Consider the following 22,761-nt stretch of genomic DNA (forward strand, 5'->3'; position numbering starts at 1 on the left):
TCGGTGATCGATCCGCGGCCGACCATCCATGGTCGGCAGGCAACGCCGACTGAATCAGCGTTGCCCCAGGCCTCCGTCCGCACCATCGATGCGCGAGTACGCTTGCCGCCCGGACTCTCCTGCTTTCGGAAACCACGCTGCCCCGGATTTGGCACACAGTTCGATATTGACCTTCAAGCATACCGCCGTCATCGCGGCGAAGGACCCACATGCAGCCTGATTTCTGGCACCAGCGCTGGCAACACCAGCAGATCGGTTTCCACCAGGGCGAGCCGACTGCGCTGCTGCAGAAGCACTGGCCCGCACTGGGGATTGCAACCAGCGCCAAGGTGTTCGTTCCACTGGCGGGGAAATCCCTCGACATGGTCTGGCTGGCGGCGCGCGGGCATCGGGTGTTGGCGGTGGAACTGTCCCAGCTCGCAATCGACGCGTTTTTCAGCGAACACCTGCTGGAGCCGCAGGTCCACGCCAGCCGACACGGCCTGCATCACGTGGCTGGAAACATCGAAATCATTCGCGGCGATGTGTTCGACCTGGACGCCGCGGCGCTTGCCGACTGCAGCGCCGTGTTCGACCGCGCCGCGGTGATCGCACTGCCGCCCGAGATGCGCCAGCGCTACGCCCGCACGCCCTACTCCCTGCTGCCAGAGGGATGCCGAGGACTGATGATCACCCTCGAATACTCCCAGGATGAACGCCCAGGGCCACCCTTTTCGGTGCCAGAAAGCGAAATTCGTGCGCTGTTCGAGCCGTTCTGGGAGATCCAGCCCTTGGAACGCCGGCCCATACCGAGCGAACATCCTGGCCACGTCACTGGCACTTCCGCGCTGGATACGGTGGTGTATGGTCTGGTGCGCGGTCGAATCAGGGATTGATCGGAATCAATTCGCGTTCGCAAGCGCCTGCCTATTCTGGCGCCATGCACTCCCAGCACGTTGCCTTCGATGCCGAGCTCCTGCGCCGCTACAACCGGCCCGGCCCACGTTACACCTCGTATCCGACCGCACCCCAATTCAGTGCCGACTTCGGCGAGATGCAGTTGCGCAATGCCATCCAGGCCAGCAACGAAGAACCGATCCCGCGTCGCCTCTCGCTGTATGTCCACGTTCCCTTCTGCTTCAGTCCATGCTTCTACTGCGGCTGCAACCGCATCATCACCCGCGACAAGACGCGTGGCGAGGCCTATCTGGCACGCCTGCACCGCGAGATCGCGCTGTACGCGCCGCTGTTCGACCGCGACCGTGAGGTGATCCAGTTGCATCTTGGCGGCGGCACCCCGAACTTCCTCGACCCCGCCCAACTCGGGGACCTGGTCGATGCATTGCGACGTCAATTCCATTTCTCCGACAACAGCGACCGCGACATCTCGATCGAGATCGACCCGCGTTATTGCGATCCGGGCTGGATGTCGACGCTCGCCAGGATCGGGTTCACGCGCGCCAGCCTCGGCGTGCAGGATTTCGACCCCATCGTGCAGCAGGCAGTGAACAGGATCCAGAGCGTCGAGGACACCCGGGCGGTCATCGAAGCGGCACGCGCCGCCGGCCTGCGCTCGATCAACATCGACCTGATCTACGGCTTGCCAAGGCAGAATCTCGAGGGGTTTGCCCGCACCCTCGACACCATCACCGACATCCGCCCGGATCGATTGGCCGTCTACAGTTATGCGCACATGCCGCACCTGTTCAAGGCGCAAAAGCAGATCAGGGACGAGGACCTGCTCGACGGCGAATCCAAGCTCGCGCTGCTGCAGTTGGCGGTCGAGAAGCTGACCGCGGCAGGCTATGTCTACATCGGCATGGACCACTTCGCCCTGCCTGATGACGAGCTTGCCCAAGCGCAGGCGCGAGGCGGATTGCATCGCAACTTCATGGGCTATACCACCCATGCAAACAGCGACCTGCTTGGGCTCGGCGTTTCGGCAATCAGCCATGTCGGCAACACCTTCAGTCAGAACCCGCGCGACCTGCCCGCATGGGAGATCGCGGTGGACAACGGGAAATTACCGGTGTTCCGAGGCATGCAGATGAGCGAGGACGACGAACTGCGTGCAGACCTGATCCAGGCGCTGATGTGCCAAGGCGAGATCCCGGTGGCCGCACTGGAGCGACGCTACGGAATCCAGTTCGAAGACTATTTCTCCGACAGCCTGCAGCAACTGGAACCATTGGCCGCAGACGCGCTGGTCGAAGTTGCACCCGGGCAAATCCGGGCGACCTCGCGCGGACGCCTGCTCTTGCGTAATATTGCGATGTGTTTCGATCGCTATCTGGAACCTCCTGCCGCCGACGCCAGGCCGCGCTTCTCCCGCGCGATCTGAAAACCCGACGGTGGCGTCCGGTTGGCCCCTATCCGGACCCGACCCCGCAATGAGCAACCTGCCGTTTCCGCGGCTGAACCCGCAGGTGCTGGCCGATGACGGCGACGAACTGACGTTCTGCTCCACCTGTGCGTTTTCGCAGGCGTGCCTGTCTCACGGCATGGACAAGTCTGCGCTGCGCGAATTGCACGTCCTGGTGGAGCACGTCGGCCCATACCACGCGGGTGATCGCATCTTCGCCGAAGGGGATCCTTTCGAAGCCATCGCCGCGGTGCGCGCCGGCACGGTCAAGACCCGGATGATCGACCGCGACGGCCACGAGCATGTGCTCGGGTTCTATTTTCCGGGCGAAGTGGTCGGCCTGAGCGCGATCGACGGCCATCGCTACCCGTGCGACGCCATCGCCCTCGACACCGTGATGCTGTGCCGGTTCTCGTTCCCGAAGATCTCGGTGCTGGCCACCCGTGTGCCCGGCATCCAGGCCGAGCTGTTCCGCCTGCTCAGCCGCGATATCGGCCGCGCCACCCAGCTTGCCGGCGACTGGTCTTCGGACCAGCGGGTTGCCGCGTTCCTGATCGGCATGTCGCGCCGCCTGTCCGCACGTGGCTTCTCTGCCACCCGCTTCCAGCTGACCATGGCGCGCACCGACATCGCCAACTACCTGCGCTTGGCACCCGAAACGGTCAGCCGGGTGCTGCGACGCATGCAGAATGTTGGCCTGCTGGTGGTGGATCGGCGCGAAGTCGAACTGCTCGACCTCGTGCGGATCGAAGCGCTGGCCGCACCGATCCGGCGCGTATGAGCCTCAGTACCGCACAGCGCGGATGACTTGAATCAATGCCGGCACAACGACATTGGGCGAGACTTTGCACCCATGAATCGCAACGATCCTTCCCGGCCTGAGGCCGGTTTGTCCCTCGCCCTGCTGGCCGTCAAGCCGCACCGCCTGCTGTTTTTCGTCGGTGCGCTCAACGTGCTGCTGGCGATGAGCTGGTGGCTGCTGTGGCTGATCGATGCGCGCTGGCACGCCATCCATCTGCCGACCGGCACGCCGTTTGGTGGCTGGATTCACGCCTTCGTCATGCAATACCAGCTGTTCCCGCCGTTCATGTTCGGCTTCCTGATGACCACCTTCCCGCGCTGGATGGGTTTCCCTGATCTCAAGCGAGCACACTATGTCCCGGTCGGACTGGGCCTGCTCGGCGGGCAACTGTCCGTGATCGCGGGCATGCTGGCCGGGATCGTCCATCTCGTGCATCTGGGCGTGGTGCTGTCGATCCTCGGATGGGGCTACGGACTGTTCCAGCTACTTGGCGTGCTGCTGGCCGAGCGGCGCGCCGGCAAGGGGCCGACATGGCATGCCTGGTCCTGCTTCGCAGCGTTGGGTTTCGGCTTGGTCGGCCTGCTGCTGATGGCGGCGTCCCTACACGGGGCCGGGCCGTGGACTGTATTCGTCTCGATCAAGCTCGGCACGTTTGCGGTGCTGCTGCCGATCTACACGACCGTCGCCCACCGTATGTTCCCGTTCTTTGCCGGCAACGTGGTTCACGGATACCGGCCGTGGCGCCCAATGGGCCTGGTGGCGGCACTGTGGGCACTGTTGTTGGCGCATCTGACGCTGGAGCTGATGCATGCTAACGCGTGGACGTGGCCGATCGATGCAGTCCTCGCGCTGGGAAGCGCCCATGTGTTGTTTCGCTGGTGGCCGCGCGGGAAATCGCCAGCGATCCTGTGGGTGCTGTTCGCCGGCTTCACTTGGCTGCCCATCGCGTTCACCCTGTTTGCCGTCCAGAGCGCGGTGCTTGCTGCCGGCGGGGAATTCATCCTCGGTCGCGGACCGCAGCACGCGATTTACATCGGATTCTTCGGCAGCCTGCTGGTGGCGATGGTCACGCGGGTCACCCTGGGTCATTCCGGACGCCCGATCGAAATGTCGAAGGTTGCCTGGTTCGCCTTTGCCCTGCTGCAACTGGTGGCAGTGACGCGAATCGCCGCAGAGGCCACGCCCGACACCTACCTCTGGCAGATGGTTGCTGCAGCAGGATGGCTGGTCGCCTTCCTGCCGTGGGCGCTGCGCTCGCTGTCGATCTACCTGCATCCGCGCGCAGACGGCAAGCCGGGATGAAGACTGCGCGCTTGTCCACTCGGAGTCGGTCGACCCCTGCCGCCTCGCCACGGCACCTGGCACGGCCATCCCACGGTGCCTCGCAATGGCCCTGATGGAGTACTTCCCGCAAATCAAATGGGTGCATGTGCACGCAGTGCAATGCAGCGGGCTGGTCTTCGCGTTGCGCTGCGGCGCCTCACTGCTGGGTGCGTCCTGGCCCCGGCATGCCATCGCGCGCCATGGCAGCTACGTGGTCGACACCACCCTGCTGGCCACCGGCCTGACCCTGTTCGCGATCCTGCCCAGCGGGGTGTTCGCCAATGGATGGCTGGCAGTCAAGCTCACGCTGGTGGTCGTGTATGTCGTCCTCGGCGTGCTCGCCATGCGCCCCAAACGATCCCAGCGCGCGCGTTTCGGGTTCTACCTGGCGGCGCTTGCGACCTTCGGATTCATCTACGGGATTGCCCGCATGCACAATCCGCTTGGCTGGCTGTCGCTGCTGGCAAACTGATTTCAGAATACGCAGAATCACCCCCCTGCCGGGACTGCATCGCCCCTCCTGATGCACCGCTCAAGATTCCATCTTTCGAGAGAACGCAATGGCCGCAACGCTGTCCCCGCCGGAACCGAGCAACGACCTGGACCGCGAGCGCCAGCGGATGCTGGATGCCTGCTTCCTCGGCCCCTATGCGCAGAACGACACCCTGCTGGAAAAGCTCGTGGTCGAATTCCTGCGCGACCACGTCTACTGGCGGCGCAACTTCCATCCCGAAGATCCGTTGGCGATCTCCACCACCGCGGCACTGCACCCGGACTACCTCGCCTTCGAAGCGAAGATGCGTCGCGAGCTGCACCTGCTGTCGGCGGCGCTGAAGAAATCCGTGCCCTTCCATAGCCCGCGCTACATCGGCCACATGGCCTCCGACCTGCTGCTGCCGGGACTTGCCGCGCAGATCCTGACCCTCCCCTACAACCCCAACAACGTCACCGAGGACACCGCTCCGGTGACGGTGGAGCTGGAAATCAAGGTCGGCCTGCAGCTGGCGCGAATGCTCGGCTACGTCGACGACCCGACGCGTCCAGACTGCGCCTTTGGCCACCTGACCTCGGGCGGCACCGTCGCCAACTACCAGGCATTGCGACTGGCGCTGGCGCAGAAGGCCTTCCCGGTCGCACTGCGCGCAGCAGGGATCGACGAACTGGAATTGCCCGAAGACGACTGGGCGGCATTCAACCTGCATCCGCAAGCTGCCATCGCACTGGTCGACCGCTGGGGTCGCTGGTTGGCGCAGGCCACGCCAACGGAGCGCAAGCGCTGGCAATCGAAGGTGGCCAAGGAACGAATCGAACACCTTGGCCTGGTGGACTTCTTCGCCCTCCACGCTGACCTGAAGGTCCCGAAAGTCCTTGCGCCGGTAACGGCGCACTATTCGTGGAGCAAGGGCTGCAAGCTGCTGGGGCTGGGGCGCGGCCAGCTTGAACAGCTTCCGGAGCGCGGCATGCGGATCGACATCGATGCGCTGGAGGCCACGCTGGAACGCTGCTTGCGTGATCGGCAACCGGTGCTCATGGCGGTGGCGGTGCTGGGCACCACCGAATACGGCACGGTGGATCCGATCGATGCGGTGGTGGACGCCCGCGAGCGTTTTGCTCGCCGTGGCCTCGGCTTTTCCGTGCACGTCGACGCAGCCTGGGGTGGTTATCTCGCAACCCTGTTCCGCAACGAAGACGGTAGCCTGCGTCCACTCGAGGACGTCGCATGCGGGTTCCAGACCTTTCCCACGCCCGAAGTCCACGCCGCGGTTGCCGCGATCGGTTCCACCGATTCGGCCACGGTGGACCCGCACAAGCTCGGCTACCTTCCTTATGGCTCGGGCGCCTTCATCTGTCGCGACCACCGCGCCACCGCCCTGCTGACCGAGGCTGCGGACTACGTCTTCCACGGCGAGTCTGCGCCCGACTACATGACCCGCTACCGCAGCCTTGGCCAGATCATCCCGGAGGGCTCGAAGCCGGGTGCGGCGGCCGCCGCCGTGTACGTGACCCACCGTGTCCTGCCACTCGATCATGCCAACTTCGGACTGCTGTCCGCACAGACCATCCGCGCCGCGGAGCATTTCCGCACGCGTGCGCAGCGCTTCACCCGGGACATCGCCGGCGTGGCGCAGGCAATCATGCCGTTCGATCCCGACAGCAACCTGGTCTGCCTCGCCCTCAATCCGGCAGGAAACCGCTCGGTCGCCGTTGCCAACGCCTTTGTCCGCCGCCTGCACGATGAGCTGCGCATCGACCCCAGCCATCCGCTGCAGGACAAGGAGTTCTTTGCCTCGGCCACGACCCTGAAGCCGGAGGCTTTGGGGGAGGAAGGGATCCTGCGCATCTTCGACGCATTGGGACTCGATGCGGCGACGCTCGACGACGACCGCGACGGCAAGCTGGTGATCCTCCGCCACACCCTGATGAACCCGTACCTGATCGACCGGGAAAACGGCATCAGCTACATCGACCTGTATTTCGAGTATTTGGCCAAACGCGTGCGTGCACTGGGGCATGCCACTTGAGCCTCGCCCCGCAAGCGGCAATCATGGACGCCATGTCCACGCTCACGCCCCCCGTCACAGCAGGCAGCCGCGCTTGGCTGCACGCTGCCGTCGCTCGTCTGGAACAGGAAGCCACGCGCTCGGCGGACACCCATTTGTTGCGGCTGGATTTCCCGGGTTTCCCCGGCATCGCCTTCTATTTCAAGGATGAATCCAGCCATCCCACCGGCAGCCTGAAGCACCGACTGGCGCGCTCCTTGTACCTGTACGCGCTGTGCAACGGTCGCTTGTGCGCCGGACAAACCGTGGTCGACGCCTCGTCCGGCAGCACCGCGATTTCCGAAGCCTGGTTCGCGCGCCTGCTGGGTCTGCCGTTCATCGCGGTGATGCCGGCCTGCACCGCCCCACAAAAGATCCACGCCGTGCAGGAATTGGGCGGCCAGTGCGACCTCGTGGATGACCCGACGCAGGTCCACGCACGCGCGGCGCAGCACGCCCTCGAAGGCGCCTGCCACCTCGATCAGTTCGGCCTGGCCGAACGCGCCACCGACTGGCGCGGCAACAACAACATCGCCGAATCGATCCTCGGCCAACTGCGCCGCGAATCGCAACCCGTACCGAGCTGGATCGTCTGCGGTGCCGGCACCGGCGGCACCTCGGCCACCATCGGCCGCTACCTTCGCTACCGCAGACTGGACACCCGACTGTGCATCGCCGAACCCACCGGCAGCGGCTTTGTGCACGGCTGGCGCACGCGCGACCGGACCGCGATCGCCAGCCAGCCCACCCTGATCGAAGGCATCGGTCGCCCCAGGGTGGAGCCGGGCTTCCTGTTCGACGTCGTGGACGACGTGATCGAGGTTGACGATGCCGCCGCTGTTGCAGCCGCACTGCAGCTCGATGACCTGCTCGGAACCCGCTACGGCGGTTCTTCCGGCGTCAACTTCATCGGCTGCCTCAAACTGGCCATCGCCATGCGCGCCAAGGGCGAGTCCGGCAGCATCGTCAGCCTGCTGTGCGACCGCGGCAAGCGCTATCGGGAGACCCTGTTCGACCCGGACTGGCGCGTCGCCCACCGGCTCGACATCGCACCTTGGCAATCCGCACTGCAGGCCACGCTGGCCGAAGGCAAGCCTCTGGACACCCACGGCTGATCGCACGGCCGATCGCGCCACCCGACGCAGGTGAAGCCCGCAATGGACCGGGGTTATCTGCCCGCGGCCCAACCCGGATCGTTGAACAACTGCGGATAACGCGCCAACGCCTGCTGCATCGCCGCGAGGTCACCCGGGCTCAACCGCCCCTGGCGGGCAGCATCGGCACCTGCGATGAATTTGGCCAGCAAGCCGTGCAGGGCGGCATCTGCCTGCGGCTGGAGCTTGCAGTTGGCGATCATGTTCTTGATCGCGGCATCGATCCTTGCCACCGCGACCGGGCGGAGGCGCGTGTTCAGGCGACCGGCATGGATGTGGCCAAGGATGCCGGTGGCCGCGCGAATCTCGCGCATTCCGGCGCGCAGCGGTGCATCGGTGGCCCAGCGCTGTGTCGGAGCCGCTTGCGCTCCACTGTGTACGGCATGGGTGGCATGTGCCGCATGGTCGGCGTGTGAAGTCGATTGCGCACATGCCGGCGCAGACACCAGCAGAGTGCCAAGCACACACATCGGAATTACAGTCTGGAGGCGCATCGGGTGTCTCCGTGGGTTGGCGTTTATGGCGATAGCGTGGCATCCCTGCGGGGGCAATGCGATTGATCCTGGTCAAACCATGCCGTCGTGTCTCGGCGATCGTTCACGCATGCCGCATGGAACGGTCTTTCCAGAATCGAGGGTGATGAACTCGGATCGAACAGCGACAGACTCAGCCGGAAGCCAATGCATCGTCACTGCGGAAATGCGCTCCGAGGCTGGACTTGCGCTTGAATGCCGCCGTCAGCAATGCGCGGGCCACGCCCACCTGCCAACCTTCGCCTGCAAGCAGCTCGAGCTCGCGGAGCGCCGTCTGCATGGCCGCCCCATCGCGCATCGGGCCCATCGCCTGCGACAGCAGGTTGCGCAGGAGCGTGCGTGCATCTGCGTCGAGCGATGGCGGCCGTCGCGCTTCGATGCCTGCCTCGATGCTGGACGCGGCTTCACCTGAGGCCGTGCTGTCGGCGCGCAACTGCAGCCCCAGCCTGCGTCCGAACACCAAGCCTTCCAGCAAGGAATTGCTGGCCAACCGGTTGGCACCATGCACGCCGTTGCAGGCCACTTCGCCCACCGCGTACAAGCCTGGCAGCGAACTGCGGCAATCGACATCCGTCGCAATCCCACCCATATGGAAATGCGCCGCCGGCGTGACCGGGATCGGCTGCACGCGCGGGTCGATGCCGTGATCGAGGCAGGCACGCAGGACGGTCGGGAATTTTTCCGCAAACGCCGCCCCGACCACCCGCGCATCCAGCACCGCGCCGCCCGCTTGGCAGGCCTGCCAGACCTGACGCGCCACGATGTCGCGCGGGGCCAGATCGCCCAGCGGGTGCACACCGTCCATCAAGGCGTGGCCCTTGCTGTCGAACAGGTGCGCACCGGCACCGCGCAGCGCTTCGGTCACCAGCGGCAGGCTGTGCTGCCCCGGCAACATCAACGCAGTCGGATGGAACTGCACGAATTCCAGATCACGCAGCGCGGCGCCGGCTGCCAGAGCCAATGCCAGGCCACTGCCATCGGCATCAGGTGGATTGCTGGTCTGCGCGAACAAGGCACCAATACCGCCAGTCGCCAGCACCACCGCACGACCACGCACCTGTTCGCGTGCGCCATCGGCCGTCGTGAACGTCACGCCACGCACGCTGCCATCGTCCAGCAACAGGCCATCGACCTCGACCCCGGCGCGGCGGGTGATGTGCCCGGACGCACGCGCCGCGGCGACCAGCGCGTCCATCACCTTGGCCCCGGTGGCATCACCACCGGCGTGCACGATCCGGTTGCGATCATGCCCGCCCTCGCGCCCGAGCGCGAGGCTGCCATCGGGGTTGCGGTCGAAGGCCACGCCCAGCGCTTGCAGCCAATGCACGGCTTCGGCCGCACCCTTGACCAGCACATCGACAACGGCCGGATCATTGTGGTGACTGCCGGCCACGCGGGTGTCGCGGGCATGGTCGTCAGGAGTGTCGCCGGGTCCTATCGCCGCCGCGATCCCACCCTGGGCCAGCAGGCTGGCGGCACCGCGCGCACCCGGCGCACGCGTCAACAGCAGCACCGGCGCCGGTGCGGCGGCCAGCGCAGTGGCAATGCCGGCGATGCCTCCGCCGACGACGATGATCGGATCGTGCGTACTCACACCCGGTCGCGACGCCCGACCGCCAGCATCCGATCCAGCGACCGGCGCGCGCCGACGATGTCCTCCGGCGCCACCACCACCTCGTTGCTCAGGTCACTGAGCACGGCGTGGATCTTGGGCAGCGTGATCTTCTTCATGTACGGGCACAGGTTGCAGGGCTTGATGAACTCCACCTGCGGAAACTCATTGCGCAGGTTGTCGGCCATCGAGCACTCGGTGATCATCGCCACCCGTTCGGGCTTGGCCTTCTCCAGCCACTTGCCCATCGCCGTGGTGGAACCGACGAAATCGGCCTCGGCCAGCACGTCCGGCGGACACTCCGGATGCGCGACGATCTTGGCGTCGAATTGTTCGCGGGCGTGCCGTGCCTCGATCCCGGTGAAGCGCTCATGCACCTCGCAGGCGCCCTGCCACAGGATCAGGTCGAGCTGGGTCTGCTGCGCCACCCAGGCACCAAGGTAACGGTCCGGCAGGAAGATCACCTGCTTCACGCCGTGCTCGGCGGCCACCGATTCCACCACCTGCACCGCGTTGGCCGAGGTGCAGCAGGAATCCGACACCGCCTTCACCGCCGCCGACGTATTGACGTAGGTCACCACCGGGATGCCAGGATGCTTGGCGCGCAGGGCCAGCACGTCGGCCGCCGTGATCGACGCCGCCAGCGAGCAGCCAGCCTCCATGTCGGGAATCAGCACGGTCTTGTCCGGCGCCAGCACCTTCACGCTCTCGGCCATGAAGTGCACGCCGCACATCACCACGATGTCGCTGCCGCAGGTCGCAGCCTGCTGTGCCAGCGCCAGCGAATCGCCGGTGATGTCGGCAACGCCGTAGAAGATCTCCGGCGACTGGTAGTTGTGCGCCATGATCACCGCGCCGCGCTCTTGCTTGAGCGTATTGATCGCATCGATCCACGGCAGGTGCAGCGGCACCTCCATGCACGGGATCAGGCGTTCCAGCTGCGCGGCCAGCGGCGCGTAGCGCGCTTCCAGTTCGGGACTCCAGGCGGGGGCGGTTCTCGTGTTCATCCGGGTCTCATGCAGGCAGGCGCTGGCGCGGGTGGGCGCCTGCAGTGGCGGGTGTGGGATCCATGGGAGCGCACTCGGGGCAACGCTTGCTGAATGCTTGCAACCTGGCGCATCGGGGGCAACAGGATACCCGTCGACGCGCCATCACGCACATGCAGGCAACAGGTCGGGGGGATTGCCTGAGCTTGCGTGAGGATGGCGCGTGCGTGGCGCTTGGCGACCGACCCGGAAATCGAAGCGTGGGCCTATGCCAGATCGCGCATGGCGGTGGTGGTGCCATCACCGGAACAGACCGCGGGCAGAACGGATGGTGGGTGTCCTGAGTTCTTGTGAGTTCTACTCGATATGGGCCATCAGGAAATGAACCTGACCCGTCGATCAAGCATTACTACGCTTGCGCGGCTCCGGGGTTTCGCCACCATCGCCACCGTTGGCGGCAGCGAGCAGTGCACTCTCGTCGAGGATGCATATCCTGCGTCCATGCACCTCGATGATTCCATCCTCGTGCAGGCGGCTGAAGCCACGGCTCACGGTTTCCAGCACCAGGCCGAGATAGCGCGCGATTTCATCCCTGCTCATCGGCAGGTGGAAATCATTCGCAGGACGCCCGATGCGCCGGTAGCGCTCCGACAGGCCGTGCACGAACATGGCGATCCTCTCGTTGGCCTGCCGGCGCGCAAGCACTTCGACGTGATCGTGGTCGTGGTTTGCGCTCTGCCCGATGACGCGCAGCAACTGCTGCTGCAGGCTGGGCAGCTTGGCTGCGATCGTCGCCAGGTTGTCGAACGGCAATTCGCAGACCCGTGCATCGACGAGGGCGATCGCTTCGCAGCGATGCGCGCCGGTGCCGATCGCGTCCAGCCCGAACAGTTCGCCCTGCAGGTGGAACCCAAGAACATGCTCATCGCCCGTGGCATTGACCACGATCGTCTTGAAACTGCCTTCGCTGGCGACATAGACCGCCCGCAGCGGATCTCCCGGGCGGAACAAGGTCTCTCCCTTGGCCAAGGGACGCCGCCGGCGGGCGACCAGGTCCAGGCGCCCGATGTCCTCGCCGTTCATCCCGGTCGGCAGGCACAGTTGCTGGAGCGAACATTCCGCACAGCTTCGGCGCAAGCGCGCGAGACTCAACGAGACCGGTTCATTCATCGACTGCAAATCCGCAGGATTCTTCCGTACAATTATGCCTGCAAATGCGTTTTTTTTCGCCCGGCATGAGCCACGGCTCCGCATCGAGCCGTTCGGCCTGCCTTCGCCCAATGCCCTGTCCGTGCCGCGATCAAATGGCATGGCTCTGGCTTGTCCAGCACCCCGGAGTCCCGCATGCACGCCAGTTCCGGCACCTACAACGACAAGGTCGTCCACCAATTCGCGGTCGCCACCGTGGCCTGGGGCATCATCGGCATGGCCGTCGGCGTGCTGTGCGCCGCGCAGTTGTACTGGCCTTCGCTCAATTTCGACGTTCCGTGGCTGACCTACAGCCGGATCCGTCCGCTGCACACCAATGGCATGATCTTCGCCTTCGGCGGTTCGGTGCTGTTCGCGACCTCACTGTACGTGGTGCAGCGCACCTGCCATGTTCGGCTGATCTCCGACAAGCTGGCCAGCTTCGTGTTCTGGGGTTGGCAAGCGGCGATGCTGGGGGCGGTCATCACCTTGCCGCTGGGCATCACCCAGAGCAAGGAATACGCCGAACTCGAATGGCCGCTGGACCTGCTGATCGCGATCGTCTGGGTCGCTTACGGCTGGCTGTTCTTCGGTACCGTGGCCAAGCGCAGGGTCAAGCACATCTACGTTGCCAACTGGTTCTACGGCGCCTACGTGATCGCGGTGGCGCTGCTGCATATCGTCAACAACATCGTGATGCCCGCCGGGCTGTGGAAGTCCTACTCGGTCTACAGCGGCGCGGTCGATGCGATGGCGCAGTGGTGGTACGGCCACAACGGCGTGGCCTTCCTGCTGACCGTCGGCTACTTGGCGATGATGTATTACTTCGTACCCAAGCAGGCGCAGCGTCCGATCTATTCATACCGTCTATCGATCGTGCACTTCTGGGCACTGATCTCGATCTACATGTGGGCCGGCCCGCACCACCTGCACCACACCGCGCTGCCGGACTGGGCGCAATCGGTGGGCATGGTGTTCTCGGTGATCCTGCTGGTGCCGAGCTGGGGCGGTGCGATGAACGGCATCCTCACGCTCTCCGGCGTCTGGCATAAATTGCGCACCGATCCGATCCTGAAGTTCCTGATCGTGGCGATCAGCTTCTACATGATCGCCACCTTCGAAGGCCCGCTGCTGTCGATCAAGACCGTCAACTCGCTCTCCCATTACACCGACTGGACCGTTGGCCACGTCCACGCCGGCACCCTGGGCTGGGTGGCGATGATCTCGATCGGCTCGCTCTACTCGTTGTACCCGCGCCTGCTGGGCCTGCCGGGCATGTATTCGACCAAGCTGATCGACGTGCACTTCTGGATGCACACCCTCGGCGTGGTGTTCTACATCGTCTCGATGTGGATCGCCGGCATCACCCAGGGCCTGATGTGGCGTGCCACCAATGCCGACGGCACGCTGACCTACAGTTTCGTCGAATCGCTGGTGGCCACCTATCCCTACTACCTCGGCCGCCTGCTGGGCGGACTGCTGATCCTTTCGGGCATGTGCCTGATGGGTTGGCATATGTGGAAAACCTGGCGGCAGGCGCAAGGCGTCGCCGAACACCCGATCCTGCCGCCGCACGCCGCCGAAGCCCAGGCCTGAGGACACGACATGGGAATCGCACACGAGAAACTTGAAAAGAACATTGGCGTCCTGGCCCTGCTGACCGCGATCGCGGTGTCGATCGGCGGGCTGGCCGAGATCGTGCCACTGATGTTCCAGGCCGAGGCCATCCAACCGCTGCCGGGCGTCAAGCCCTACCCTGCGCTGGAACTGGCGGGACGCGACGTCTATGTGCGCGAAGGCTGCTACAACTGCCACTCGCAGATGATCCGCACCCTGCGCTTCGAGACCGAGCGCTACGGCCACTATTCGATGGCCGGTGAATCGGTCTACGACCGCCCGTTCCAATGGGGCAGCAAGCGCACTGGACCGGACTTGGCCCGCGTCGGCGGGCGCTATTCCAACGACTGGCATCGCGTCCACCTGCTCAACCCACGCGACGTGGTGCCGGAATCGAACATGCCCAGTTTCCCGTGGCTTGAGCGGAACACCCTCGATGGCGGCGCCGTGCAGTCGCACATGCGCGCGCTCAAGCGCCTGGGCGATCCCTACACCGATGCCGAGATCGCCGCCGCACCCGCGGCAGTGGAAGGCAAGACCGAACTCGATGCGCTGGTGGCCTATCTGCAAGGCCTCGGCAAGCACGCACCGAAGGGGGGCTGAGCGATGTTGTCCGGAATCATCACCACCCTGATGTTGTTGCTGTTCGTCGCCCTCTGGGTCTGGGCCTGGCAGCCGCGGCTGCGCAGTGGGTTCGAAGCAACCGCGCGTCTGGCGGTTGACGATGACACCATCCCCGCAAGCGAAGTACGTGACGAGGAGACCCACCCATGACCACGGGATGGAACCTGTTCGTCATCGTGCTGGTGCTGTTCAACCTGCTCGGCATCACCTGGCTGCTGTGGTGGACATCCAAGCGTCGCCCGGATGATCCCAAGCCGGAACAGACCAGCCATTACTGGGATGGCGACATCACCGAATACAACAAGCCGATGCCGCGCTGGTGGATCAACGGTTTCTACATCGCGATCGCGTTCGGCTTCGGGTACATGTTCTGGTACGGCGGCTTCGGCACCTATCCTGGGTTCGGACACTGGAGCTCGAGGGGCGAGCATGACCAAGCCGCGGCACTGGCCAACGCACAGCTCGAACGCACCTTTGCGCCCTACCACGGCCTAGCGATCGACGTGCTTGCAAGGAACCCGGCCGCGATCGAACTCGGGCGCTCGCTGTTCTCCAACAATTGCGCCACCTGCCACGGCTCCTCGGCCAAGGGCGCGGTCGGCTATCCGAACCTGACCGACGATATCTGGCATTGGGGCGGCAGCCCGGAACGCATCCTCGAAACGGTCAGCAAGGGCCGTGAAGGCGTGATGCCGGCTTGGGGCAAGGCGCTCACCGGCATGGGTGGCCCGGACGCAGTCGACTACGTGATCGCCTATGTGCGCCACCTCGGCAACAAGGGCACTGCCACCCCCAGCGACTTCGCCGCCGCACGAGGCAAGGACCTGTACGAAAACATCTGTTCGGCATGCCACGGCAAGGACGGCAAGGGCAATCCGACGCTGGGTGCGCCCGACCTGACCGATGCCTATTGGATGTACGGCAACAGCACCGACGCCCTGCGCGAGACCATCGCCAATGGCCGCCACGGCAGCATGCCGGCTTGGGGCGAGACCTTGGGCGATACCCGTACGCGGCTGGTCGCGGCCTATGTCTGGTCGCTGTCGCACAAGCCCGGTGCCGCACGGACGGCGCAATGACCGATTTCACCACCCGTGAGTTCGACCATCCGCCGCGTCCGCTGGCGCAGCGGGTGGGTGCGGTGCTGTGGCCCAGCTTCTTCGCTGCCGGGGTGGCGACGATGGTGTTCTTTGCCTTCGTCGATCCGCTGGAACTGCGTGATCTGACCTTCCCGCACCTGGAGATCAGTCGCGGGTTGGGTTACACGATCGGCTTCTTCACGTTCTGGCTGGCGACGGCCTCATCCAGCCTGTTCACCTGGATCCTGCTGCGGCCCTCGAGCCGCTTCAACGGGCCCAAGCCGAAGCGATAATTCCGTCGTGAGCAAACGCATCGACATCGACTTGCTCGACAACGGCGGCGATTCCGTCTACGTCAGCGAGCGCAAGGTCTATCCGCGCGATATCTCCGGCCGCTTCGACCGCCTGCGTCGGCTCGCGGTGTTCTGGCTGCTGGGCATGTATTACCTGTTCCCATGGCTGCATTGGGATGGCCGCCAGGCGGTGCTGTTCGACCTGCCGGCACGCAAGTTCCATGTGTTCGGGCTGACCTTCTGGCCGCAGGATTTCAGCCTGCTGGCGATCCTGCTGATCATCCTGGCACTGACCCTGTTCTTCGCCACCGCGCTGGCAGGACGGCTGTGGTGCGGCTACGCCTGCCCGCAGACCGTGTGGACCGAAACCTTCCTGTGGATCGAGCGCTGGACCGAGGGTGATCGCGGCAAGCGGATGAAGCTCGATGCCGGCCCATGGACCCGCGAGAAATTCCTGCGCAAGGGCAGCAAGCACGTGCTGTGGCTGGTGTTCGCGCTGTGGACCGGCTTCACCTTCGTCGGTTTCTTCACGCCGATCCAGAGCCTCGCCAGCCGCATGCCGGCGCTCGACTGGAACGGCTGGGAAACCTTCTGGGTGCTGTTCTACGCGCTGGCGACCTGGGGCAATGCCGGCATCCTGCGCGAGCAGGTCTGCAAATACATGTGCCCCTACGCGCGCTTCCAGAGCGCGATGTTCGACCGCGACACCCTGATCATCGCCTACGACCCGCTGCGCGGCGAGCCGCGCGGTCCGCGTCGCAAGGGCCTGCCCAGCGTGCTCGAACGTGCGCGCGGCCTGCTCGACCTGCGCACCGCCTACGACTATGTGTTCCGCGCCAGCCAGCATCCCAGTGCCGCGGCGGCCCGCCTGCAGGCCGGTGGCACCGTCACCCTCGCCGCCGCCGGCGAGGAAGCCCTGCCGCTGCCGAAGTTCGAGACCGAGCAATTGGGTGACTGCATCGACTGCACCATGTGCGTGCAGGTCTGCCCGGTCGGGATCGACATCCGCAACGGCCTGCAATACGAATGCATCGCTTGCGGCCTGTGCATCGACGCCTGCGACGAGGTGATGGACAAGGTCGGGATGCCGCGCGGCCTGATCCGCTACACCACCCAGAACGCACTCGACGGCCAACCGGCGCGGATCCTGCGCCCGCGCATCATCGTCTATGCCGTGCTGCTCACCGCGCTGGTGTCGGCTTGGACCTGGGGCGTGTTCCACCGCAGCCCGCTGATCGCCGACGTGCTGCGCGACCGCAATGCGCTGTACCGCGAGCACGGCGACCGCATCGACAACGGTTACACCCTGAAGCTGGTCAACAAGACCGATGCCGACCGCAGCTACCGGGTGCGGATCGAACCTGCCGACCAGACGCCGCTGACCCTGATCGGCGCGCCGCTGGAGGTCAAGGTTCCCGCCGGCGCCGTGATCGCGCAGGAAATCGAGATCGGCGCACCCGCCGATGGCGTGCGTGGCCGGCACAACCTGACCTTCGTCATCGAAGCCGATGACGGCAGCGCCAAGGCGCGCGTGGACAGCACCTTCTTCGGCCCGATGTAAGCGAACGGACAGGCTATGGAACCGAAATCCTCGCCCTGGCGCGAACCGATCGTCTGGCTGATGGTGGTGCTGGTGGGCGCCGTGGTCATCGGCAGCATCGCCATGTACAAGGCCGCCAATGCCGATGGACCGATGGACGCGGTTCCGGACGAGGTCCAGCGTACCGCGCAGATCCAGCAGGCCGATCTTGGCCCGGATGCCGCCGCGGCGCAGGCGGGGCTGGCCGCGGTCGCCAGCATCGACCATGAACACGGGCGGGTGGAGGTCTATCCGACCACCGGCACCTTCGACCATGCACGCCACCTGCGCCTGTCCTTGCACCATCCGACGCGCGCCAGCGAAGACCTGATCCTGGATCTGGAACCGTTCGATGCGGGTTGGCGCGCCAACGCAACGCCTGCCCTCGACCACGATTGGTTGCTGCAACTGGAACCGGCCAGCGGCAGTCGCTGGCGCCTGCGCGGCCGGCTCGCGAAGGGCGAACGTGCGGTGCATCTGCAACCCGCCATCGCGGCCAGCCAGCCCTAACCAGCATGGATGCCGTGGCCGCGGCCTGCCACCACTGCGGCGAACCCCTGCCGACGTTACCGGTGCATGCCGAGTTCGACGGCGTCACCCGCGCGTTCTGTTGCGATGGCTGCGCCGCGGCGGCGCGCTGGATCCGGGACGCGCATCTCGATGACTACTATCGCCTGCGCAATGCGCCCGCCGGCCGCGTCGATGCCGACGCACCCGCGCTGGCTGCGTGGGACCGCGAGGAACTATTGGCCGGCCACGCACGCGACGTGGACGGCGGCCGCGAGATCACCGTACTCACCGACGGTATGCGCTGCGCGGCCTGCGCGTGGTTGATCGATCGCGCCCTGGCGCGCGAGCCCGGCGTGCTGGATTCCAGTGCCAATGCCATCACCGGCCGCATCCGGATCGCTTGGGACCCGGCGCGCACCGCACTGTCCACGCCACTGGCGCGGCTGGCGGCGCTGGGCTATCGGCCCTATCTGGCCACCGGGCAGGCGCGCGAACAGGCGCAGCGGCGCGCCCGCAACCGCGACCTGCTGCGGATCGGCCTGGCCGGGATCGCCGCGATGCAGGCGATGATGTTCGCTGAAGCGCTGTATCTGGACACACGCGGTGAAATGCCGATCCCCACCCGCGATTTCTTCCGCTGGATCACCTTCATGGTGGCAACGCCAGTGGTGTTCTGGGCCGGCTGGCCGTTCCTGTTGGGGGCCTGGAACGAACTGCGCGGCAGGCGGATGGGCATGGATGTGCTGATCGCCGGGTCCACCCTGCTGGCATGGGCGGCCAGCACGCTGGAGACTGTGCGCGGCGGGTCGCATGTCTGGTTCGACGCCGCCGTCATGTTCGTGTTCCTGCTGCTGGTGGCCCGCCAACTCGAACAGCGCGCGCGCAGAATTGCCAGTGCGCAGGTCGATGCGCTGGCAAGGGCACGGCCCGCCTTCGCCACCCGCGAACTGGCCGAAGGCACACGCGAATCGGTGCCGATCGATGCGCTCGGCATCGGCGACATCGTGCGTGTCGCCGTGGGCGAACCGGTCCCGGCCGATGGCGTGCTGCGCGATGGCGAAGCGCGTTTCGAGGAATCCCTGTTGACCGGCGAATCCACGCCGGTGGCCAAGCGCGTCGGTGATGCGGTGTACGCCGGCACCGCCTGTCGCGAACACGCCGCGAGCATCCGAGTGACGCATGTCGGCACCGGCACCCGCCTCGCCGAGCTGGTACGACTGGTCGAATCCGCGCAAGCGCACCGCCCGGCACTGGCGCGCGGCGCGGAACGCATCGCCGGCTGGTTCGTGGCCGGCCTCGCACTGGCCGCGGTCACGGTCTATCTGTGGTGGCGTTCGCACGATCTGGCGCGCGCCTTCGAGGTGACCTTGGCCTTGCTGGTGGTCAGCTGCCCCTGCGCGTTGTCATTGGCGGTGCCCGCAGCGCTGGCCGCAGCCCATGGCGCACTGGCGAAGATCGGCGTGCTGGCAGTGCGTCCCGACGCACTGGATCGCTTGGCAGGCGTCACCGATGTGGTGTTCGACAAGACCGGCACCCTCAGCGATGGCAAACCCACCCTGCAAGGCGTGGATGCCTGCGAAGGAATCGATGCCGATCGCGCACTGCGGATCGCCGCCGCACTGGAGCGCGACAGCAACCATCCGCTCGCTGCCGCCTTCGCGCAGGTCACCGATCCGCCCGCCATCGAACACCTCCGCGCCACGGCGGGCGCAGGCGTGGAAGCCGTCATCGCAGGGCAGCGCTGGCGCATTGGTTCCGCACCATTCGCCATCGACGGCGAGGACGATGGCGCGATCTGGTTAGGCAGCAATACCGGAGCACGCGCACGCTTCACGTTGGTCGAACAGGAACGCCGCGACGCCACGCAGGCGATGCAGCGCTTGCGCGCACAGGGCCTCTCCCTGCATCTGGCCAGTGGCGACGCCACCGCTGCGGTGATGCGATTCGCCGAGGCGATGGACATCGGGAATGTCAGTACACGCCAGACGCCCGCCGACAAGCTGGAGCGCGTGCGCGCACTGCAAGCCGAAGGGTATCGCGTGGCGATGGTGGGAGACGGCCTCAACGACGCGCCGGTGCTGGCCGGTGCCGATGTCTCATTGGCAATCGGCGACGGTGCCGCGCTGGCCCAGCGCAGCGCCGATTTCGTGCTCGCCAATCCCGCCCTCAGTGCGATTCCTGCCGCCATCGACATCGCCCGCCGCAGCCGCCGCATCATCCGTGAAAACCTGGTCTGGGCGATCGGCTACAACCTGATGGCACTGCCCTTGGCCGCCGCCGGCATGGTCACGCCCTGGCTCGCGGCGCTGGGAATGGCGCTATCGTCGCTACTGGTCACCGCCAATGCCCTGCGGCTGACGCGGGTAGCGCGCACTTGAACGGATTGCCATGAACATCCTGCTGTTCCTGATCCCGATCAGCCTGCTGATGATCGCAGCCGCCGCCGGCATCTTCGTGTGGGCGGTGCGCCATGGCCAGTTCGAGGATCTGGACACCCCGGCGCTGGATGTGTTGCGCGAGGACGAGCCGCCAGCACGCAGCGCCGCCCCACCCGACACCACCAGCGACGACGATGCCGATTGACACCCTGGTGCTGGGCGCGGCACTGCTGACCGGCGTGCTCGGCGGTGTCCACTGTGTTGCGATGTGCGGCGGCATCGCCACCAGCTTCTCGATCGGCTCGCGCGGCTGGCGGGCAGCCACGCAACCCAACATCGGTCGCGTCGGCGGCTATGTGCTGGCCGGTGCGCTCGTCGGCGGTCTGGGCGGCGGCCTGCTCGGTGTGATCCGCCAGCCCTGGCTGGGCGTGGCGATGCGCGCCGCAGTCGGCTTGGTGCTGATTCTCGCAGGCTTGCGCATGCTGGATCGCAAAGGGCGCCTGCCACGATTTTCCGGTGGCCCCGCCACGCGCTTCTGGCGTCTGCTGCAACCCCTGCAACGTCGCCTGCTGCCCGCCAATACCGCCAGCAAACGCCTCGCCCTCGGCATGCTCTGGGGCTGGATGCCCTGCGGCCTGTCCGGCACCCTACTCACCGCCGCATGGCTGACCGCCAGCCCCGTTCACGGTGCCTTGGTGATGGCCGCCTTCGGCCTCGGCACCCTGCCGGTGATGGTGTCGCTGACCTGGGCCGGGGAACGCATCGGCCAGCGCCTGCAGCGTGGCGCGCTGCGCCGGGGCGCGGGCGTGATGGTGGTGATCGCCGGCCTGCTGACCCTGGCCGCACCCTGGCTGATCCACGCGCCGGTGCTGCACGGCCTGCTCGAAGCACTCGGCTGCCGCAGCCTGCCGACAGGCTGAATCGTCACCGTCCGAACAGCGGCGGAAACCGTCGCGGCCGTGCCACTCCCCTACAATCGAACGCCACGGGCTGGCAACGCAGGGAGTCGTGGCAAGGTGGGCGCATCCGGAAAGCAGGTTCACCCCTTGTTGCGTCTGCTGGGCAGGCGCGACCGACCGCAGGAAGAAGACGTCCCGGAGCTTGGCGCGTTGCGACAGCAACTCGCGGTCGCGCACGCGGTCGAACAGGAGCGCACGCGCATCTACAACGACCTGCACGACGACGTCGGCAGCGCGCTGCTGACCCTGCTGCATCGCGTGCCAGATTCGGAGCAGCAACTGGTCCGCGAAATCCTGCAGGACCTGCGCGCGATCCTCGCCCACGAACACGGTGTCGAAGGCACCCTGCTGGAAGTGCTGGCGCAACTGCGCGACGAAGTCGAGCAACGCCTGTTGACCCGCTCGATCGGCCTCGACTGGCTTCAAGCCGACACCTTGCCGGATCCCCTGCTCGATCGCGCACAAGGCATGCACCTGTTCCGGATCGGCCGCGAAGCCGTCACCAACGCCATTCGCCATGCCAACCCGACCCGGGTGCGGATCGTGGTGCGCCAGCTTGCGTCCGACCTGGTCTTCGAAATCACCGACGACGGCCGCTTCGATCCGACCCACATCGGCGACGGCCGCGGCACCCGCAGCATGCGCTCGCGCGCGGATGAACTCCACGGCGACATCCACTGGCAGCAAGGCACCCTCGGCGGCACCAAGGTGCTGTTGCGCTTTCCCCTGCCCGCGCCCCCCGCAGGCGCGGGATTCCCGCCCACCGCGCAGGATGGGAGCATTCCACGATGACCTCGCCACCGGCCCGCGCCCTGTTGCTGGAGGACCTGCCCGAGGTCGCGGCATGGCTGCGCGCATTGCTGGACAAGCATTTCCCGGGGATCGAGATCCACCACGCGGCCACCCTTGCGGAAGCACGCCGCCTGCTGGAGGCGGGCCTGCAAGCGCAGTTGGCCTTGGTCGACCTGGGCTTGCCCGATGGTGACGGCACCAGCCTGATCCGCCCGCTGGCCCAGCACGCGCCGGACTGCACCATCGTCGTCACCACCCTGTTCGGCGACGATGCGCATGTGTTCCCGGCCCTGCGCGCGGGCGCCCACGGTTATCTGCTCAAGGACCAACCGGAAGAACGCCTGGGCGCCGCCCTCGACGGCATCCTGCGTGGCGAACCGCCGCTGTCACCGTCGATTGCGCGCCGCCTGCTGCGCGCGTTCCAGCCGACGGTACCGGAGGCCACGCCCGA

Annotated in this window: 23 protein-coding genes; 19 read left to right on the top strand and 4 right to left on the bottom strand. The window is 66.1% G+C overall.

Translation table 11 applies throughout. From position 1 onward, the window contains the following. The first annotated feature begins 209 nt into the window (after positions 1-209). The 7 genes from IT472_RS00450 (at position 210) to IT472_RS00480 (ending at position 8,121) form a co-directional block, all read left to right on the top strand. Positions 210-875, top strand: a complete 666-nt coding sequence (locus tag IT472_RS00450) for a thiopurine S-methyltransferase (protein ID WP_297176710.1) — start codon at positions 210-212, stop codon at positions 873-875. A 44-nt stretch (positions 876-919) separates the two neighbouring features. Beyond that, positions 920-2,320, top strand: a complete 1,401-nt coding sequence (hemN, locus tag IT472_RS00455) for an oxygen-independent coproporphyrinogen III oxidase (protein ID WP_297176713.1) — start codon at positions 920-922, stop codon at positions 2,318-2,320. 49 nt (positions 2,321-2,369) lie between these two features. Then, complete coding sequence (locus tag IT472_RS00460) at positions 2,370-3,122, top strand: cyclic nucleotide-binding domain-containing protein (RefSeq protein WP_297176716.1); 753 nt, start codon at positions 2,370-2,372, stop codon at positions 3,120-3,122. Between the two features lie 72 nt (positions 3,123-3,194). Further along, positions 3,195-4,445, top strand: a complete 1,251-nt coding sequence (locus IT472_RS00465) for an NnrS family protein (RefSeq protein ID WP_297176719.1) — start codon at positions 3,195-3,197, stop codon at positions 4,443-4,445. A gap of 85 nt (positions 4,446-4,530) precedes the next feature. Continuing rightward, positions 4,531-4,938 (top strand): SirB2 family protein, encoded by a 408-nt coding sequence (locus tag IT472_RS00470; protein ID WP_343231794.1) that lies wholly within the window; start codon positions 4,531-4,533, stop codon positions 4,936-4,938. A gap of 88 nt (positions 4,939-5,026) precedes the next feature. Further along, a complete protein-coding gene (locus tag IT472_RS00475) occupies positions 5,027-6,988 on the top strand; it encodes a pyridoxal-dependent decarboxylase (protein ID WP_297176722.1) in 1,962 nt (653 codons plus the stop codon). A gap of 32 nt (positions 6,989-7,020) precedes the next feature. After that, on the top strand, positions 7,021-8,121 hold the full coding sequence (locus IT472_RS00480; RefSeq protein ID WP_297176725.1) for a pyridoxal-phosphate dependent enzyme: 1,101 nt from the start codon (positions 7,021-7,023) through the stop codon (positions 8,119-8,121). 53 nt (positions 8,122-8,174) lie between these two features. On the opposite strand, the gene IT472_RS00485 is transcribed toward IT472_RS00480, so the two are convergent. The 4 genes from IT472_RS00485 to IT472_RS00500 form a co-directional block, all read right to left on the bottom strand. Further along, positions 8,175-8,654: a DnrO protein gene (locus tag IT472_RS00485; protein ID WP_297176728.1), complete on the bottom strand. Its 480-nt coding sequence runs from the start codon at positions 8,652-8,654 to the stop codon at positions 8,175-8,177. 172 nt (positions 8,655-8,826) lie between these two features. After that, complete coding sequence (locus IT472_RS00490) at positions 8,827-10,287, bottom strand: L-aspartate oxidase (protein ID WP_297176731.1); 1,461 nt, start codon at positions 10,285-10,287, stop codon at positions 8,827-8,829. After that, positions 10,284-11,312, bottom strand: a complete 1,029-nt coding sequence (gene nadA / locus IT472_RS00495) for a quinolinate synthase NadA (protein WP_297176734.1) — start codon at positions 11,310-11,312, stop codon at positions 10,284-10,286. The genes IT472_RS00490 and nadA overlap by 4 nt, the downstream gene beginning before the upstream one ends. Before the next feature lie 378 nt (positions 11,313-11,690). Beyond that, positions 11,691-12,461 (bottom strand): helix-turn-helix domain-containing protein, encoded by a 771-nt coding sequence (locus IT472_RS00500; protein ID WP_297176737.1) that lies wholly within the window; start codon positions 12,459-12,461, stop codon positions 11,691-11,693. A gap of 174 nt (positions 12,462-12,635) precedes the next feature. Here IT472_RS00500 and ccoN point away from each other — a divergent pair, with 174 nt between their 5' ends. From ccoN to IT472_RS00560, 12 genes are all read left to right on the top strand, one after another. Then, positions 12,636-14,075, top strand: a complete 1,440-nt coding sequence (gene ccoN, locus IT472_RS00505) for a cytochrome-c oxidase, cbb3-type subunit I (protein ID WP_297176740.1) — start codon at positions 12,636-12,638, stop codon at positions 14,073-14,075. 9 nt (positions 14,076-14,084) lie between these two features. Further along, positions 14,085-14,699 (top strand): cytochrome-c oxidase, cbb3-type subunit II, encoded by a 615-nt coding sequence (gene ccoO / locus IT472_RS00510; RefSeq protein WP_297176743.1) that lies wholly within the window; start codon positions 14,085-14,087, stop codon positions 14,697-14,699. A 3-nt stretch (positions 14,700-14,702) separates the two neighbouring features. Then, positions 14,703-14,870, top strand: a complete 168-nt coding sequence (locus tag IT472_RS00515; RefSeq protein WP_297176746.1) for a cbb3-type cytochrome c oxidase subunit 3 — start codon at positions 14,703-14,705, stop codon at positions 14,868-14,870. Further along, positions 14,867-15,799: a cytochrome-c oxidase, cbb3-type subunit III gene (gene ccoP / locus IT472_RS00520; protein ID WP_297176749.1), complete on the top strand. Its 933-nt coding sequence runs from the start codon at positions 14,867-14,869 to the stop codon at positions 15,797-15,799. The genes IT472_RS00515 and ccoP overlap by 4 nt, the downstream gene beginning before the upstream one ends. After that, positions 15,796-16,092 carry a hypothetical protein gene (locus IT472_RS00525; protein ID WP_297176752.1) on the top strand — a complete coding sequence of 99 codons (297 nt, stop codon included), beginning with the start codon at positions 15,796-15,798 and terminating at the stop codon, positions 16,090-16,092. Before ccoP ends, IT472_RS00525 begins: the two co-directional genes overlap by 4 nt. 7 nt (positions 16,093-16,099) lie before the next feature. Further along, positions 16,100-17,653, top strand: coding sequence for a 4Fe-4S dicluster domain-containing protein (locus tag IT472_RS00530; RefSeq protein WP_297176755.1), 1,554 nt, complete (start codon positions 16,100-16,102; stop codon positions 17,651-17,653). Between the two features lie 15 nt (positions 17,654-17,668). Then, on the top strand, positions 17,669-18,181 hold the full coding sequence (locus IT472_RS00535) for a FixH family protein (protein ID WP_297176758.1): 513 nt from the start codon (positions 17,669-17,671) through the stop codon (positions 18,179-18,181). Positions 18,182-18,186: 5 nt separating this feature from the next. Beyond that, positions 18,187-20,559, top strand: a complete 2,373-nt coding sequence (locus IT472_RS00540) for a heavy metal translocating P-type ATPase (RefSeq protein ID WP_297176761.1) — start codon at positions 18,187-18,189, stop codon at positions 20,557-20,559. A gap of 10 nt (positions 20,560-20,569) precedes the next feature. After that, positions 20,570-20,764: a cbb3-type cytochrome oxidase assembly protein CcoS gene (gene ccoS, locus IT472_RS00545; protein ID WP_297176763.1), complete on the top strand. Its 195-nt coding sequence runs from the start codon at positions 20,570-20,572 to the stop codon at positions 20,762-20,764. Next, positions 20,754-21,479, top strand: coding sequence for a sulfite exporter TauE/SafE family protein (locus IT472_RS00550; RefSeq protein WP_297176765.1), 726 nt, complete (start codon positions 20,754-20,756; stop codon positions 21,477-21,479). The genes ccoS and IT472_RS00550 overlap by 11 nt, the downstream gene beginning before the upstream one ends. A 126-nt stretch (positions 21,480-21,605) precedes the next feature. Beyond that, on the top strand, positions 21,606-22,310 hold the full coding sequence (locus tag IT472_RS00555; RefSeq protein WP_297176768.1) for an ATP-binding protein: 705 nt from the start codon (positions 21,606-21,608) through the stop codon (positions 22,308-22,310). Continuing rightward, the coding region (locus IT472_RS00560; protein ID WP_297176771.1) for a response regulator transcription factor at positions 22,307-22,761 on the top strand (455 nt) is incomplete at its 3' end. The genes IT472_RS00555 and IT472_RS00560, both read left to right, overlap by 4 nt.

The sequence above is a fragment of the Thermomonas sp. genome (assembly GCF_020850895.1).
Lineage (GTDB): Bacteria > Pseudomonadota > Gammaproteobacteria > Xanthomonadales > Xanthomonadaceae > Thermomonas.

Bases quoted from the DNA above. Each gene is read 5' to 3' on its own strand.
- ccoO (WP_297176743.1), top strand. From the start codon at position 14,085: ATGGGAATCGCACACGAGAAACTTGAAAAGAACATTGGCGTCCTGGCC.
- IT472_RS00485 (WP_297176728.1), bottom strand. From the start codon at position 8,654: ATGCGCCTCCAGACTGTAATTCCGATGTGTGTGCTTGGCACTCTGCTG.
- nadA (WP_297176734.1), bottom strand. From the start codon at position 11,312: ATGAACACGAGAACCGCCCCCGCCTGGAGTCCCGAACTGGAAGCGCGC.
- hemN (WP_297176713.1), top strand. From the start codon at position 920: ATGCACTCCCAGCACGTTGCCTTCGATGCCGAGCTCCTGCGCCGCTAC.
- IT472_RS00540 (WP_297176761.1), top strand. From the start codon at position 18,187: ATGGATGCCGTGGCCGCGGCCTGCCACCACTGCGGCGAACCCCTGCCG.
- IT472_RS00475 (WP_297176722.1), top strand. From the start codon at position 5,027: ATGGCCGCAACGCTGTCCCCGCCGGAACCGAGCAACGACCTGGACCGC.
- IT472_RS00500 (WP_297176737.1), bottom strand. From the start codon at position 12,461: ATGAATGAACCGGTCTCGTTGAGTCTCGCGCGCTTGCGCCGAAGCTGT.
- IT472_RS00525 (WP_297176752.1), top strand. From the start codon at position 15,796: ATGACCGATTTCACCACCCGTGAGTTCGACCATCCGCCGCGTCCGCTG.
- ccoP (WP_297176749.1), top strand. From the start codon at position 14,867: ATGACCACGGGATGGAACCTGTTCGTCATCGTGCTGGTGCTGTTCAAC.
- ccoN (WP_297176740.1), top strand. From the start codon at position 12,636: ATGCACGCCAGTTCCGGCACCTACAACGACAAGGTCGTCCACCAATTC.
- IT472_RS00535 (WP_297176758.1), top strand. From the start codon at position 17,669: ATGGAACCGAAATCCTCGCCCTGGCGCGAACCGATCGTCTGGCTGATG.
- IT472_RS00460 (WP_297176716.1), top strand. From the start codon at position 2,370: ATGAGCAACCTGCCGTTTCCGCGGCTGAACCCGCAGGTGCTGGCCGAT.
- ccoS (WP_297176763.1), top strand. From the start codon at position 20,570: ATGAACATCCTGCTGTTCCTGATCCCGATCAGCCTGCTGATGATCGCA.
- IT472_RS00465 (WP_297176719.1), top strand. From the start codon at position 3,195: ATGAATCGCAACGATCCTTCCCGGCCTGAGGCCGGTTTGTCCCTCGCC.
- IT472_RS00550 (WP_297176765.1), top strand. From the start codon at position 20,754: ATGCCGATTGACACCCTGGTGCTGGGCGCGGCACTGCTGACCGGCGTG.
- IT472_RS00470 (WP_343231794.1), top strand. From the start codon at position 4,531: ATGGCCCTGATGGAGTACTTCCCGCAAATCAAATGGGTGCATGTGCAC.
- IT472_RS00480 (WP_297176725.1), top strand. From the start codon at position 7,021: ATGTCCACGCTCACGCCCCCCGTCACAGCAGGCAGCCGCGCTTGGCTG.
- IT472_RS00515 (WP_297176746.1), top strand. From the start codon at position 14,703: ATGTTGTCCGGAATCATCACCACCCTGATGTTGTTGCTGTTCGTCGCC.
- IT472_RS00450 (WP_297176710.1), top strand. From the start codon at position 210: ATGCAGCCTGATTTCTGGCACCAGCGCTGGCAACACCAGCAGATCGGT.